Genomic DNA, 13,408 nt, shown 5'->3' with positions numbered 1-13,408 from the left:
GCCGAGCGTTTGCGTGATCTACTAACCGTCTAGACCATCAGGTGTTGCGAGGACCACAAGAATCCGCCATGGATGCGGGGCCCTCGCCGTCTCGGTGCGCCTCGTCGCCGAGGCCTGGGCTCACTCCTTGATGGCGGCCAGCAGGCCGTCGCCCACCGGCAGCAGCACCGAGGTGAACTCCTCGGTCTCCGCCACCGCGGACAGCGCCTCGCGGATGATCAGCGTCTCGTCGTCCTCGTTGTCCGGATCGGCCACCAGGTTGCGCCACAGCGCATTGTGCAGCACCACGACGCCACCGTGACGCAGCAGGCGCAGCGCCTGGGCGACGTACTCGACGTACTCCAGCTTGTCGCCGTTGATGAAGACCACGTCGTAGGCGCCGTCGCGCAGCTTGGGCAGCACGTCGAGCGGGGTGCCGGCGATCAGCCGGAAGCGCTGGCTGGGCACGCCGGCGGCCTGGAACTCCTGGCGGGCGGCGGCCTGGCGGTCGGCCTCGGCGTCGATGCTGGTCAGGATCCCCTCGCGACCCATGCCCTCGAAGAAGGCCAGCCCGGAGACGCCCGTGCCGGTGCCGATCTCCACCACGGCGCGGGCCTGCACCAGGCGCGTCAGGAAGCGCAGTGCGGAGGCCGCGCCATTGCTGATGGTGTCGATGCCCAGGCCGACGGCCTGCTCGCGGGCGTCGCGGATGCGCTCGTCGGCGGCGACGAAGTCCTCGGCGTAGCCCCAGGAACGGGCGTCCAGGGTGGGGGCGGCGGGGCTGGTGGGATTGCTCTGCTGGGTCACGGGCCCAGCCTACCCATTCGTGCCACGCCACGCCCTGCACCCTGAACGCTGGGTTCAGCACCCGGTGGGTACGCCTAGGATTGCCCCATGACTGATGCCGTGAATGCCGAGGGAACCGAGCCGATCTTCGGCCGCGTTCTGACCGCCATGGTGACCCCTTTCGATGCCGAGGGGGACCTGGACCTGGCCACCGCACGCCGGCTGGCCGCGCACCTGGTGGACGAGCAGGGCAACGACGCGCTGGTCATCAACGGCACCACGGGCGAGTCACCCACCACCAGCGAGGCCGAGAAGGCGGCCCTGGTGGCCGCCGTCGTCGAGGAGGTGGGGGAGCGGGCCCAGGTGCTGGCCGGCGTGGGCACCTTCGACACCGCCCACACCTGCACCCTGGCGCGCCAGGCCGCCGAGGCCGGTGCCGACGGCCTGCTGGTGGTCACGCCCTACTACTCCAAGCCCCCGCAGCGCGGCGTGCTGCAGCACTTCCTCACCGTCGCCGAGGCCACCGAGCTGCCGGTGATGGTCTACGACATCCCGCACCGCGCCGGCGTGGCCATCGAGGCCGCCACCCTGCTGGAGATGGACAAGCACCCCAACATCCGCGGTGTGAAGGATGCCAAGGGCGACGTGGTCGGCAGCTCGCGGGTGATCCGGGACTCCACGCTGGCCTACTACTCCGGCGACGACGCCATGACCCTGCCGCTGCTCAGCGTCGGCGGCGTGGGCGTGGTGGGCACCTCCACCCACTTCACCGGCCGCCGCACCCGGCAGATGATCGACGCCTGGCTGGCCGGCCGCCACGACGAGGCGCTGGCCCTGCACCAGGCGCTGCTGGGCGTCTTCACCGGCGTCTTCGCCACCCAGGGCGTGATGCTGGTCAAGGCCGGACTGCGCCACCAGGGCTTCGAGGTGGGCGGGCTGCGGGCGCCCCTGCCGGAGGCCAGCGAGGCCGAAGCCGCCGCCTTCGCCCAGCTGCTGGACCAGGCCGACCTGTGACCCGCGGCTGATGCGTGGGGAACTTTTCCTTGCCGCCACGCGTTGGCACGGATGACTGGACCCACAGCGGATCCGGGTCCCTCGCACAGAGTGCTCTCAGCCCCGCGCGACAGCATGGCGAATGACGAAGGGAGAGCACCGATGTTCACCTCGGGCAAGCGGCAGCAACCGAGCGCCGACTGGACGCCGCCCACCTGGGAGGAGCTGGTCCGCGACCACACCGACCAGGTCTACCGGCTGGCGCTGCGGCTCACCGGCAACCGGCACGACGCCGAGGACCTGACCCAGGACGTCTTCATACGGGTCTTCCGCTCCATCCACAGCTTCACCCCCGGCACCATCGACGGCTGGCTGCACCGCATCACCACGAACCTCTTCCTGGACGGCGCCCGCCGCAAGCAGCGGATCCGGATGGATCCGATGGCCGAGCAGTCGGAGCGGGTGGTCGGCGAGGTCGGTTCGCCCGACGAGATCGTCGACGACGCCAGCCTCGACGCCGACGTCCACGCAGCCCTGGCGGCGCTGGCGCCGGAGTACCGGGTCTGCGTGGTGCTGTGCGACATCGAGGGCCTGAGCTATGACGAGATCGCCGACGTGCTGGACGTCAAGATCGGCACCGTACGCAGCCGGATCCACCGGGGGCGCTCGCAGCTGCGCGAGGCGCTGGCCCACCGTCGCCCCACCGAGGAGCGTGAGCGCTACCTCGGGCTGAGCGACAGCATGGAGGAGGCGATGCTGCGGTGATCCGCGAGACCTTCTCCCGTGACGACTGCCGTCGGGTGCAGCCGCTGCTGTGCGCGCATGCCGACGGTGCCCTGGACGATGCCGCCTCCGCCGGCGTCACCGAGCACCTCGCCGACTGCACCTCCTGCAGCGCCGAGCTGGAGCAGATGCTGCAGCTGCGCACCCTGCTGGGGGCCAGCTCGCGGCCCTGCCGCGCGCCCGGTCACCTGGCCGACCAGCTGGTGGCCATCGCGGGAGCCGATGCGAACCGTGAGCTGTGGCTGTCCTGCGGCTCCGGCGACGAGCTGCCCAGCGCACGGCGCCGCCGGCGCAGCCTGGCCGCGGCGATGGTCTCGCTCGGTACGGTGGCCGCCTGCGGCGTGCTGAGTGGCGCCTGGATGCTGGGCACGAGCCCGCAGGAGGTGGACGACCCCGATGGCGGCAGCCTGGAGGCGGCCGCCAGCACCAGCTCAGCGCTGGGCGGCGAGCAGTTCGGTGCCAGCCTCGACCGGGTGATGGTGGCAGCCAGCGGACTGGTGTCCGAGCCGCCGGCCTGCCCGAAACACTTCGACTGCCCCCAGAGCCTGATGGGACTGCCGCTGGTGGCGGTGGTGGCCGACTCCCGCACCGCACCCACCCGGGCCCGGCTCACCTACCGGGGCCAGGGCACCGAGCTCACCGTGGTGCAGCAGCGCGGCGTGCTCGTCGACCAGGCCGGAGCAGCTCCGCAGGCGCGCGCCTGGCAGTCCGGTGACACGGTCTTCTGCGTGATCGCGGCCAGTGGTGAGCATGCCGTGCGCGCCGAGCAGGAGCTGCCCCACGAGCCGCCCGCCGGCCGCGGTGCGCTGGCGCGGCTGCGCTCGGGGCTGGACGCCCTCGACGGACGACGGGGTGGTTGAGGCCCCAGCGGGGTGGCTGAATTCCGTGGTGATCACCCCGGGCGCTAGGCTCACGGCGTGAACGGATTCGGCATCACCGAGATGATCACGCTGGCCGTCCTCGCGGTGATCCTGTTCGGGCCGGAGAAGATCCCGGAGTTCAGCCGCAAGGCGGCCCGCGTGGTCTGGTTCCTGCGCAATGTGGCCAACAACGCCCAGACCCAGCTCCGCAACGAACTGGGGCCGGAGTACGCAGACCTCGACATTCGCGACCTCACCCCCAAGAACCTGATCCAGAAGCACCTGCTGGACGAGATCCAGAGCGACATCGACGAGATCAAGGCCGACCTGTCCGAGGTGCGCAGCGACCTGGACTCCGACCTCAAGGACGCCCAGATGCTGGGCGAGGACATCCGTCACCAGCTCGAGGACGGCGAGGAGCCCGAGCTGGCCGCCCTGGTTCCCTTCGACGTCGAGGCCACCTGAGCGCGACCGGACGCCACGACGCCCGCCTTCCCTGCTGGGGAGGCGGGCGTCGTCGTCGGGGGCTCAGACCGGGCTGACGCCCAGCTGCTTGCCGGCCAGGCCGCGCTTGCGTCCCGCGAGCTGGCGGGCCAGGCCCATCAGCGCCTGGGCGCTGGCCGAGTCCGGCTTGTTCACCACGATCGGGGCGCCCAGGTCGCCGCCCTCGCGCAGGTCCTGCTCGATCGGCACCTGCGCCAGCAGCGGCACCTCGTAGCCGAGCCGCTCCGAGAGGGTCTCGGCCACCGCCAGGCCGCCGCCGTGGCCGAACAGATCGACCTTGAAGGTGTGGCCGTCGCTGGGGCTGGTGACCTCCAGGTAGCTCATGTTCTCCACCACGCCGATCACGCGCTGCTGCATGATCGCCGCCATGGTGCCGGCCCGCTCGGCCACCTCGGCCGCGGCCACCTGCGGGGTGGTGACCACCAGCACCTCGGAGTTGGGGATCTTCTGGCCCAGGCTGATCGCCACGTCGCCGGTGCCCGGGGGCAGGTCCAGGATCAGGAAGTCCAGATCGCCCCAGTAGACGTCGGCGAGCAGCTGGGTGAGCGCGCGGTCCAGGATCGGGCCGCGCCAGGCGATCACCTGGTCGCGGTCCGGCTTCAGCATGCCGACGCTGATGATCTTCATGCCCATGCTGGGCACCGGCATGATCATGTCGTCCACGGCGGTGGGCCGGGCGTCGCCCAGGCCCAGCATGTCGGGCACGGAGTGGCCGTAGATGTCGGCGTCGAGGATGCCGACGCTCTTGCCCAGGCTGGCCAGGGCGGTGGCCAGGTTGACCGTCACCGAGCTCTTGCCGACGCCGCCCTTGCCGGAGGCCACGGCGATCACCTGGGTCAGGTTGCCGGGCTGGGCGAACTGGATCTCGCGCTCGGGCTGGCCGCCGCGCAGCATCTGCTTCAGGGCGGCGCGCTGCTCGTCGTCCATCACGCCCATCTCCACCTCGACGGCGGTGACGCCCTCGACGGAGCTGACGGCCTTGCGGATCTCGGAGTCCAGGGTGGTGCGCATCGGGCAGCCGGAGACGGTCAGCAGCAGCTTGACCGTGACGGCGCCGTCCTCGTCCACCAGCACGTCGTCCACCATGCCCAGCTCGGTGATGGGGCGGTGGATCTCGGGGTCGTCGACGGTGTGCAGCGCCGCGCGGACCTGCGGCAGCAGGGGGCTCTCGGTCATGGTGGGTCCTTCGGTAGACAACAACAGGGTCTGGGGCCGGCGGTGCCGGTCAGGACTTCTCCCGGCGGCTGCGGGGACGCAGCTCGGTGGGGCGGTAGTCCTCGTTCTCCTCGCGCTCCAGCTCGGTGAGCAGGTCGCGCAGGGAGTTGCGCAGCTCGCCGCGCAGGAAGTCTCGGGTGGCCATCTCGCCCATGTTCATCCGGATGCTCGCGATCTCGCGGGCCAGGAAGTCCATGTCGGCGCGGCTCTGCACCGCCACCCGCCGGTCCTCCTCCATGGTCAACCGGTCACGCGCCTCCTGGCGGTTCTGCGCCAGCAGGATCAGCGGGGCGGAGTAGGAGGCCTGGGTGGAGAAGAACAGGTTGAGCAGGATGAAGGGATAGGGGTCCCACTTGTAGTGCCAGATGCTGATCACGTTGAGCAGCACCCAGGTGATCACCACCACGGTCATCCAGACCAGGAACTTGGCGGTGCCCATGAAGCGGGCCACCCACTCGGCGAAGCGGCCGAAGGAGTCGCTGTCCAGCTCCACCTTGGGCAGCAGCGAACGCTTGCGGCTGCCGGGGGTGTTCAGGCGTTCGCGCTCAGCCACCGCTCACCTCCGCATCCTGTCCGGCGTCCATCTGGTCCCCGCGCCAGTCCTCGGGGAGCATGTGGTCCAGCAGGTCGTCGACGGTCACGGCGCCCACCAGCTGGTTGTCCTCGTTCACCACCGGCGCCACCACCAGGTTGTAGGTGGCGAAGTAGCGGCTCACCTCGGCCAGCACCGAGTGGGGGTGCATGCTGGCGAGGTTCTCGTCCATCATGCCCGAGACCATGGAACTGGGCGGTTCGCGCAGCAGCCGCTGGGTGTGCACCACACCCAGGAAGCGGCCCGAAGGGGTGTCCAGCGGCGGGCGGCAGACGAAGACCATGGAGGCCAGGGCCGGGGTCAGCTCCTCGTTGCGCACCCGGGCCAGGGCATCGGCGACGGTGGCATCCGGGGCCAGGATCACCGGCTCGGGGGTCATCATGCCGCCGGCGGTGAGGTCGGCATAGGCCAGCAGCCCGCGCACGTCGGCGGCCTCGTCGGGCTCCATGCGCTGCAGCAGGTCCTCGGCCATCTCCTCGGGCAGTTCCTTGATCAGGTCCGCCGCGTCGTCGGGGTTCATCTCCTCGAGGATGTCGGCCGCACGCTCGTTGTCCAGCGTGGTCAGCAGCTCCACCTGCTCGTCCTCGGGCAGCTCCTCCAGGGCGTCGGCGAGCTGGTCGTCGTCGAGCTGCTCCACCACCTCGGCGCGACGTCCCGGGTCCATGTCGTGCAGCTCGCGGGCCACGTCGGCGGGCTTCATGTCCGCCATCTGCGCGATCAGGTGGTCGGTGACCTGGGCGGAGTTCATCACCAGATTGGGGATCTGGCTCCAGCCCACGATGCTGGTGGCGCCCCGGCTGCCCAGCCGGAAGCGGCCGCTGGCCGGCAGCTCGCGCAGAGCCACGTCGGCGATCTCCCACTCCAGGGCACGGGTGGGCTTCATCGAGACGTCGTAGATGGCGGCGCGCTTGGCGTCGGGGCGGGGGACCGCTCGGTCGAAGAGCTCGTCGATCACCAGGGTCTCGGCATCACGCTTGCGGAAGCGACGCGTGTCCACCTGGCCCTCGATGGCCACCTGCACCGGGTCGATGGCGTGCACCCGCGGCATCGGCACGAAGATCCGGCGGCGGGCGAAGAGCTCCACGACCAGCCCCTTGACGCGCGGGGCGCGGCCCTGGGTGCGCAGCTGGATCACCACGTCGCGGACCCTGCCCACCTGGTCGCCGGAGGCGTCCAGCACCGGGAGGCCGCGGATCCGCGAGATGAACACGGCCGACGAGGAGACACTCACGGACCCAATCTACCCGTCTGACAAGCCCGACGAAGACCCGGCGGCGAGCTCGGTCAGCGCCCCTCAGCGGTAGGCCGGGACCTCCTGGTCACGGTGGGCGGCCACCACGTCCAGCCCCCGCGTCGCCAGCAACTGCTCCACCGCCCCGGCCGGGGCCCCGATGCCGGCCCAGTGGAGGTCGACATCAAGGGCCAGGCACCAGGCCCGGTCGGCCGGCCAGACGAAGGCCGGCAGGATGCCCTCGGTGGTCAGCTCGTCGTCGGGGGCGCAGACCTCGTCCAGCCGAGCCCGCAGCAGGTGGTAGCTGCGTGCCGGGCCCTGCACCGCGGGGGTTCCCAGTCGAGCGCGCAGCTCTTCATGGAAGGGGGTGCCGTCCCACAGCGCCACCAGCACGTCGTGGGGTGTGGTGGTCCAGCCGGCCAGCACATCCAGTGCCCTGCGCAGCTGGCTGGCGTCGTCGGAATGGTCCTCGTCCAGCACCGCCTGCCACTCGCGCTGCCCGGGGTGGCAGGGATCGGGGAGCAGGCGCAGCCGGGCATGGGCCTCGATCCCGGCGGGGCCGAAGGCCACGGTGCGGCGCCACTCGTCCTCACCGAGCTCCAACCAGCCCGCCAGGGCTTCGTCATGCATCGTCTCCATCGTGTCTCCATGCAAGCATGCGGGCCGGGCCTCCCGCGCAGGAGCCCCGCTCACTAGGCTGGCCGGGTGAGAACCACCCGCGCCCGCCGTACCGTGCTCGCCGTCCCCGGCTCCAGCGACCGTTTCATCGCCAAGAGCCGCAGCCAGGAGGTCGACGCCGTCTTCCTGGACCTGGAGGATGCCGTCGCCCCGCCGGTCAAGGCCGAGTCCCGCCGTCGGATCGTCGAGGCGCTGACCAGCGGCGAGGGCTGGAAGGCGCCCACCATCACCTACCGCGTGAACGACTGGTCGACGCCGTGGACCACCCAGGACGTGCTGGAGGTGGTGGGCGGCGCCGGGGCCCACGTGGACTGCATCGTGCTGCCCAAGGTCACCGAGGCGGCGCAGGTGAAGGCACTGGACCTGGTGCTCACCCAGGCCGAGCAGGCCGCCGGGCTGGAGGTGGGCCGGATCGGGCTGGAGCTGCAGATCGAGGAGGCGCGCGGCCTGCTGCACGTGGCCGAGATCGCCGCCGCCAGCCCCCGCACCGAGACCCTGGTCTACGGCCCCGGCGACTTCATGGCCTCGATGGGCATGGCCACCCTCAACGTCGGCTCGCAACCGCCCGGTTACGTGGGCGACGCCTTCCACCACGTGCAGATGACCATCCTGGTGGCGGCCCGCGCCCACGGCCTGCAGGCCATCGACGGCCCCTTCGTCGGGATCCGCGACCTGGACGGCTTCCGCACCTCCGCCGCCAGCTCCGCCGCCCTCGGCTACGACGGCAAGTGGGTGCTGCACCCCTCCCAGGTGGAGGCCGGCAACCAGATCTTCACCCCGCCGCAGGCCGACGTCGAGCGGGCCCGGCGCATCGTCGAGGCCTACGAGCACGCCACGGCTGAGGCCGGGGGAGCCACCGGTGCCATCGTGGTGGACGACGAGATGGTGGACGAGGCGGGGCTCAAGGTGGCCCGGGCGATCCTGGCCAAGTCCGGCAGCTGAGCGGCGCCGGCGCGGCCCGGTAGGCTCGTCCCATGTCCTCCTCCATGCAGGCCGCCTCGATGGTGATGCCCCTGAAGTACCCCATGTCGGTTGCGATCTACCCCACCTACGCGGAGGCGCAGCGCGCCGTGGACCACCTGGCCGATGCGGACTTCCCGGTGCAGCACCTGTGCATCGTGGGCACCGACCTGAAGCAGGTGGAGCGCGTGCTGGGCCGCCGTACCTGGGGTCGGGTGCTGGCCGAGGGCATGATGAGCGGGATCGGCACCGGCCTGTTCTTCGGCCTGGTCCTGATGCTGCTGATGCCGCAGCTGTCCGCCATGCAGAACCTGGGCCTGGGCCTGCTGATGGGCCTGGGGATGGGCGTGCTGAGCGCCGGCATGGCGCACGCCGCCCAGGGCGGCCGCCGTGACTTCGCCTCCGCCCAGGCCATCGTCGCCTCCCGCTACGAGGTGCTGGGCGAGCACACCGTGGTCAACCAGGCCCGCCAGATGCTGGGCCAGGCGCCGTTGCAGCCGCAGGCACCCACCACCTGGCCCCCCACCCCGCACGATGCCGGGCCGTCCGGCTCGCAGTCGGTCGACCAGTCGCAGGAGCCCCGATGAATGCCGATGAGCAGCGCCGCCTGTGGGACGAGCGCTACAGCCACCCCAACCACGTCTACGGCTACCGGCCCAATGACTTCCTGGTCAGCGCCGAGGTGATGCTGCGCCGTGGCAGCCGGGTGCTGGTGATCGGCGACGGCGAGGGACGCAACGGCGTCTGGCTGGCCCAGAAGGGCCACCGGGTGACCACCGTCGACCTCTCGGAGGTCGGGGCCGCCAAGGCCCGGGCGCTGGCCGCGGAGCGGGAGGTGGAGCTGGACATCCAGGTGGCTGATCTTGGTGACTGGGTCCGCACCCCGGCTGCACAGGGCCCCTGGGACGGGATCGTGTCGATCTTCGTCCACATGGAGCCGGAGCTCCGTCGCCCCGTGGCGGATGCCCTCACCCAGCAGCTGGCCCCGCAGGGGCGGTTGATCATGGAGGCCTACACCCCGGCGCAGCCCTCGCTGGGTTCCGGCGGCCCCAAGGAGGAGTCCGTGCTGCTCACCCGGCAGAAGGTGATCGAGGACTGGACCGGACTTGATCTTGACGTGCGGATGGTGGAGCGTCGCATCTTCGAGGGGATGGCCCACCAGGGCCTCAGCTCCGTGCTGCAGGTGCTGGGCCAGCGCCGCAGGGGCTGAGCCTCAGAGCCACTTCTTGCGTCGGAAGAAGATGACGCACCCGAGCATGCCCAGCACCATGATCGCCAGCACCACGAAGTAGCCGTGCTGGGTGTGCAGCTCCGGCATGTTGTCGAAGTTCATGCCGTAGACCGCACCCAGGGTGGTGGGCACCGCCAGCACCGCGACCACCGCCGAGAGCCGGCGCATGTCCTGGTTGTCGGCGACCGAGACCCGGGCCAGGCCGGCCTGCAGGATCGTGGAGAGCACCTCGTCGAAGGACAGGATGGACTCCCGCGCATCCGTGTGGTGGTCGGCCACCTCGCGGAAGTAGGCGCGCACCTCCTCGTCGACGACGGGATAGCTGCGGGTGGCCAGTGCTTGCAAGGGGGCGCCGAGCGGCACCACGGCCCGCTTGAACTCGATCAGCTCGCGCTTGACGTTGTAGACCCGGTCGATGCCGGTGGTGCCGTGGGCGCTGAAGATGTCCTCCTCCACCTCGTCGATGTCGGCGTCGAATTCCGCCACCACCTGCAGGTAGTCGTCGACGATGCGGTCCAGGACCTTGTAGAGCACGTAGGCCGGGCCCATCGCCAGCTCGGTGGGGGAGGCCTCCAGCGACTTGCGCAGGGTGCGCAGCGGCGTGTTCTCGCCGCGGCGCACCGTCATCACGAAGTTCTCGCCCAGGAAGACCATGATCTGGCCGGTGGAGACGATCTCGCTGGCATCGGCATCGGGCAGCTTGTCGTGGTCCACGTAGGCCACCGTGGAGATCACCGCGAACAGGGTGTCGTCGAACTGCTCCAGCTTGCTGCGGGTGTGCCCCTCGACGGCGTCCTCGATGGCCAGCGGGTGCAGGTCGAACTGCCGGGCGAAGCGGGACATGTCCTCGTCGGTGGGGTCCTTGAGCCCCAGCCAGACGAAGCCCTCCCCGTCCTTGGCGCGCTCGGAGGCCAGTTCCATGTCCTCGCAGTCCACCCGGCGCCCGTCGACGTACCAGGCCCAGGCCGCCACCGAGTCGGGGGTGGTGTGCCACTGCCGCTGGCCGCGGCGCTGGACCGAGGAGGCGGTGCGCGCGGGGACCAGCGCGCCGGGGATGAAGCGTCCCGGGGCGCGGTGGGAACGATCCGGCATCTCAGCCCTCCTGCGGACGGCCCATGATGCCGGCCATCCAGGCCTCCACCTCGTCGGCCTCGCGGGGCAGCATCGCCGAGAGGTTCTCGTTGCCGTCGGCGGTGATCAGGATGTCGTCCTCGATCCGCACGCCGATCCCGCGCATCTCCTCCGGCACCAGCAGATCGGTGGCCTTGAGGTAGATGCCGGGCTCCACGGTGATCACCATGCCGGGCTCCAGGACGGCGTCGCGATAGTCCTCGCGACGCGCCTGGGCGCAGTCGTGCACGTCGATGCCCAGGTGGTGGCTGGTGCCGTGCACCATCCACCGGCGGTGCTGGCCACCGTCCGGCCCGAGCGACTCGTCCGGCGTGACCGGCAGCAGGCCCCACTCGTGCAGGTGGCGGGCCACGACGGCGATCGCGGCGGCGTGCACGTCGGAGAAGCGGTTGCCCGGCTGCGCGGCGGCGATGCCGGCCTCCTGCGCCTCCAGCACGGCCTGGTAGACCGTGCGCTGGGCCTCGGAGAAGCGGCCGTTGACCGGCAGGGTGCGGGTGACATCAGCGGTGTAGAGGGTGTCCAGCTCGACGCCGGCGTCCAGCAGCAGCAGGTCACCATCGCGCAGGTCTCCGTCGTTGCGGATCCAGTGCAGCGTGTTGGCGTGGTCGCCGCCGGCCGCGATCGAGTCGTAGCCGACGCCGTTGCCGTGGTGGCGGGCGTGCAGGCCGAAGATGCCCTCCACCCAGCGCTCGCCGCGCCCACGGCGCACCGCCTCGGGCAGGTCTGCCACCACCGCCTCGAAGCCGACGGCGGTGGCCCGGCAGGCCTCGCGCATCTGCTCGGCCTCGAAGTCGTCCTTGACCAGCCGCATGGTGCTCAGCCGCACCTCCAGCTCTTCGTCGTTCGCGGCGGCCTGCTCGCACTGGTTGGCCTCGTTGCGCACCCGGTCGACGATCCCGGCGACCTGCCGGTCTGCGGCGCGCAGCACACGGATCTGGGTGGAGTCGGCATTCTTGCCCAGCGCCGTGTCCAGCTCGCTGAGCGGGGCGCAGTCGATGCCGGTCATGGCCCGCATCTCGTCCAGGCTCTCGCGCTGGCCGACCCACATCTCGCCGTAGCGGGCGTCGCCGTAGAACTCGGGGTCGGTGCGCGGGGCGCGTGGCTTGAAGTAGAGGGTGGCCTGGTGGCCCGAGGGGGTCTGCTCGGTGCGATCGGTGGGCTCGATCACCAGCACGGCGTCCGGCTCACGGTCGGTGCCCAGGCCGGTCAGCCAGGCGAAGGCGGAATGCGGGCGGAACTGGTAGTCGCAGTCATTCGAGCGCACCTTGAGGCCACCGGCGGGCACGACGAGCCGCTCGCCGGGGAAGTGCTCCGCCAGCCGCGCGCGCCGCTCCGCCGCAGGCCCTGAGGTTGGCAGGGTGGCGGGGGGCTCGGTCTCGTAGGGCGCCCAGTCGCTGGGGATGAAGCTGCGGAAGGCCTCGGAGAAGGGGGTCTGCCGGTTCGGCAGCGCCGGCTGTTCGTCGCTCATGTCGCTCTCCACAGGTTCGGGTCGGGTGCCCTGCGCACCCCAGCAGATCATAGGCTGCCCTCCATGGATGCGCGCACCGCCCTGGCCCGGGACGACCTGGAGTCCGAGCTCGTCGAGCTCGGCGTCCGCAGTGATGATCTTGGAACCGTGCTCGGCTGGCGCGAGCAGGTACTGGGCCGCCCGGATCATCTTGCTCGGATCGAGCTGCTGGTCGAGCGCTTGCATGCGCTGGTGGGCCACCGTGAGCTGATCGAGCAGGTCTTCGAGCCGGTCGACGACCAGCACGAGCTGGGTCGCGGGGTGCTGCCCCTGTTCGCCCTGGTGCTGGCCGCCCCCAACCTGCGAGCGGTGCAGGCCGGGCGGGGCATCCCGCCCGAGGTGACCCGTGCCAGCCTGGCGGACCTGGGCCAGCAGGTCTGGAAGGACCGTCAGGTCAACGGCTCCACCGGCCTGCACAACCACCGCTGGCTGTGCCACGTGTGGGCCGACGGCTACCTGAAGCTGGGACGGCTGCAGTTCGAGCTGACCGACTCCGACGTGGGCCTGTACCCGGAGCCGGTGAAGGTGCTCAGCGTCCACATCGACGAGTCCGGGCCGCTGGAGCCCGAGCAGGTGGACGCCTCACTGGAGCGCGCCATGACCTTCTTCGAGGAGCACTACCCGGAGGCCGGTCCGATCGACTGGATCATCTGTTCCTCCTGGCTGCTGGATCCCGGCCTGGGCTGGCGTCTGGGGGAGTGCAACATCACCGACTTCGCCCGCCGCTTCAATGTCTGGAAGGTGGCCCCCAACGACCGCGATGCGCTCTACTTCGGGTTCGGGATCGAGCCCGATCCGGGGCGACCACCCTTGGACGTGCTGGCGGACCGCGCCCCCGAGGGTTCGCTGCAGCGAGCGGTGGTGCAGCTGTGGCGCGCCGGCGAGCAGGTGATGCTGGCCTCGGGCCGGCTGCCGGTGATCAGCGAGCAGATCCTCGAGTGATCGCCCGGGGCGAAAG

General features: G+C 70.9%; 15 protein-coding genes. 8 read left to right on the top strand and 7 right to left on the bottom strand.

The window, feature by feature from the left end:
- Positions 1-120 precede the first annotated feature (120 nt).
- A complete protein-coding gene (locus ABD073_RS09630; protein ID WP_343874062.1) occupies positions 121-786 on the bottom strand; it encodes an O-methyltransferase in 666 nt (221 codons plus the stop codon).
- Positions 787-873: 87 nt separating this feature from the next.
- Between ABD073_RS09630 and dapA the strand changes: the two genes are divergently transcribed.
- From dapA to ABD073_RS09610, 4 genes are all read left to right on the top strand, one after another.
- A complete protein-coding gene (dapA, locus tag ABD073_RS09625; protein ID WP_343874058.1) occupies positions 874-1,779 on the top strand; it encodes a 4-hydroxy-tetrahydrodipicolinate synthase in 906 nt (301 codons plus the stop codon).
- A gap of 141 nt (positions 1,780-1,920) precedes the next feature.
- On the top strand, positions 1,921-2,523 hold the full coding sequence (gene sigE, locus ABD073_RS09620; protein ID WP_343874055.1) for an RNA polymerase sigma factor SigE: 603 nt from the start codon (positions 1,921-1,923) through the stop codon (positions 2,521-2,523).
- A complete protein-coding gene (locus ABD073_RS09615) occupies positions 2,520-3,401 on the top strand; it encodes an anti-sigma factor family protein (RefSeq protein WP_343874052.1) in 882 nt (293 codons plus the stop codon). The genes sigE and ABD073_RS09615 overlap by 4 nt, the downstream gene beginning before the upstream one ends.
- A 57-nt stretch (positions 3,402-3,458) precedes the next feature.
- Positions 3,459-3,866: a sec-independent translocase gene (locus ABD073_RS09610; RefSeq protein ID WP_343874050.1), complete on the top strand. Its 408-nt coding sequence runs from the start codon at positions 3,459-3,461 to the stop codon at positions 3,864-3,866.
- Positions 3,867-3,929: 63 nt separating this feature from the next.
- Here ABD073_RS09610 and ABD073_RS09605 read toward each other — a convergent pair whose 3' ends face one another.
- The 4 genes from ABD073_RS09605 to ABD073_RS09590 form a co-directional block, all read right to left on the bottom strand.
- Positions 3,930-5,081, bottom strand: coding sequence for an Mrp/NBP35 family ATP-binding protein (locus ABD073_RS09605; RefSeq protein ID WP_343874047.1), 1,152 nt, complete (start codon positions 5,079-5,081; stop codon positions 3,930-3,932).
- Between the two features lie 49 nt (positions 5,082-5,130).
- Positions 5,131-5,673, bottom strand: a complete 543-nt coding sequence (locus tag ABD073_RS09600; RefSeq protein ID WP_343874044.1) for a DUF1003 domain-containing protein — start codon at positions 5,671-5,673, stop codon at positions 5,131-5,133.
- Entirely contained in the window at positions 5,666-6,943 is a 1,278-nt protein-coding gene (locus ABD073_RS09595; RefSeq protein WP_343874041.1) for a magnesium transporter MgtE N-terminal domain-containing protein, read from the bottom strand. The genes ABD073_RS09600 and ABD073_RS09595 overlap by 8 nt, the downstream gene beginning before the upstream one ends.
- Positions 6,944-7,006: 63 nt before the next feature.
- Positions 7,007-7,582: a hypothetical protein gene (locus ABD073_RS09590; RefSeq protein ID WP_343874038.1), complete on the bottom strand. Its 576-nt coding sequence runs from the start codon at positions 7,580-7,582 to the stop codon at positions 7,007-7,009.
- Positions 7,583-7,648: 66 nt separating this feature from the next.
- Here ABD073_RS09590 and ABD073_RS09585 point away from each other — a divergent pair, with 66 nt between their 5' ends.
- From ABD073_RS09585 to ABD073_RS09575, 3 genes are read left to right on the top strand one after another with little or no spacing between them, the layout of a single operon-like run.
- The gene (locus ABD073_RS09585) at positions 7,649-8,563 is read left to right on the top strand and encodes an HpcH/HpaI aldolase/citrate lyase family protein (RefSeq protein WP_343874035.1); all 915 of its coding nucleotides are present in this window, start codon (positions 7,649-7,651) and stop codon (positions 8,561-8,563) included.
- Positions 8,564-8,595: 32 nt separating this feature from the next.
- Positions 8,596-9,168, top strand: a complete 573-nt coding sequence (locus tag ABD073_RS09580) for a YflT domain-containing protein (protein WP_343874033.1) — start codon at positions 8,596-8,598, stop codon at positions 9,166-9,168.
- Positions 9,165-9,791, top strand: a complete 627-nt coding sequence (locus ABD073_RS09575; protein WP_343874031.1) for an SAM-dependent methyltransferase — start codon at positions 9,165-9,167, stop codon at positions 9,789-9,791. The genes ABD073_RS09580 and ABD073_RS09575 overlap by 4 nt, the downstream gene beginning before the upstream one ends.
- A gap of 3 nt (positions 9,792-9,794) precedes the next feature.
- On the opposite strand, the gene corA is transcribed toward ABD073_RS09575, so the two are convergent.
- Both corA and ABD073_RS09565 read right to left on the bottom strand, forming a co-directional pair.
- Positions 9,795-10,904 carry a magnesium/cobalt transporter CorA gene (corA, locus tag ABD073_RS09570; RefSeq protein WP_343874029.1) on the bottom strand — a complete coding sequence of 370 codons (1,110 nt, stop codon included), beginning with the start codon at positions 10,902-10,904 and terminating at the stop codon, positions 9,795-9,797.
- Between the two features lies 1 nt (position 10,905).
- A complete protein-coding gene (locus ABD073_RS09565) occupies positions 10,906-12,411 on the bottom strand; it encodes an aminopeptidase P family protein (protein WP_343874027.1) in 1,506 nt (501 codons plus the stop codon).
- A gap of 63 nt (positions 12,412-12,474) precedes the next feature.
- On the opposite strand from ABD073_RS09565, the gene ABD073_RS09560 reads away from it, so the two are divergent.
- On the top strand, positions 12,475-13,392 hold the full coding sequence (locus tag ABD073_RS09560) for an acyltransferase domain-containing protein (RefSeq protein WP_343874025.1): 918 nt from the start codon (positions 12,475-12,477) through the stop codon (positions 13,390-13,392).
- Positions 13,393-13,408: the final 16 nt, after the last annotated feature.

This window comes from Luteococcus peritonei (assembly GCF_039526385.1).
Taxonomy (GTDB): Bacteria; Actinomycetota; Actinomycetes; order Propionibacteriales; family Propionibacteriaceae; genus Luteococcus; species Luteococcus peritonei.
Note: the sequence above shows the minus strand (reverse complement) of the source record. Positions and strands in the feature narration are given on the sequence as shown.